Origin of the sequence: Burkholderia sp. Bp8963 (genome assembly GCF_003854275.1) — a bacterium.
Taxonomy (GTDB): domain Bacteria; phylum Pseudomonadota; class Gammaproteobacteria; order Burkholderiales; family Burkholderiaceae; genus Burkholderia.
This window is the reverse complement of sequence record NZ_QTQP01000171.1, coordinates 1-800: the sequence shown is the minus strand read 5'-3', so window position 1 is coordinate 800 and position 800 is coordinate 1. Positions and strand designations below refer to the sequence as shown.

Below are 800 nucleotides of genomic sequence, written 5' to 3'. Positions count from 1 at the left end.
CGACGTGGACACGTGGATCGTTGGCGGGATCGGTGATCCGCTCAGTTTGCCGCCTGCTGCCAATGTCGTTGCGTTCATGCGCCACGCGAGCATTCGCGCGAGGCGCATGGGCGCGCTCTGCACCGGCGCATTCGTGCTCGCGGAAGCGGGCTTGCTGGCGCAGCGGCGCGCCACGACGCATTGGTTGTATCGGCGCGAAATGCAGAAACGTTATCCCGATATCCGCGTCGAGGACGACCAGATCTACATTGTCGATGGTCCGATCTGGACGTCCGCCGGCATGACGGCGGGCCTTGACCTGGCGCTCGCGATGGTGGAAAAGGATCTGGGTGCGGAAACGGCCCGTTCAGTGGCGCGCATTTTTGTCATGGATCGGCACCGGGCGGGCGGCCAGCCGCAGCACTCCGAAATGCTGGACCTCGCGCCGAAATCCGATCGCATCCAGAATGCCCTGAACTATGCGCGCCAGAATCTGAGCCGTTCGCTGACGGTGGAGGCGTTGGCCAAAATCGCTCACCTGAGTCCGCGCCAGTTCAGCCGGGTGTTCACGCTCGAAACGGGAGAGGGTCCGGCCAAGGCCATCGAAAGACTACGACTGGAGGCAGCGCGGCTGATGATCGAACAGAGCCGGCATCCGCTTGAGGTCATCGCTAGGGAAACCGGTTTTCGCGACTGCAGCCATATGCGCGAAGCCTTCATGCGCAGGATTGGCCTTGCGCCCCAGGCGGTCCGGCGCGACGCGCGCACCGGTGGCCGAGGTACCTTCGATATCGAAAGCCAACCTTCGCCGCTTCCGATCG

The 800-nt window shown here is 63.8% G+C and carries 1 protein-coding gene; it reads left to right on the top strand.

Going from position 1 to position 800, the window contains the following annotated elements:
- Positions 1 to 800, top strand: an 800-nt coding sequence (locus tag DID96_RS37865; protein WP_124604414.1) for a GlxA family transcriptional regulator, incomplete at both ends; no start/stop codon positions are given.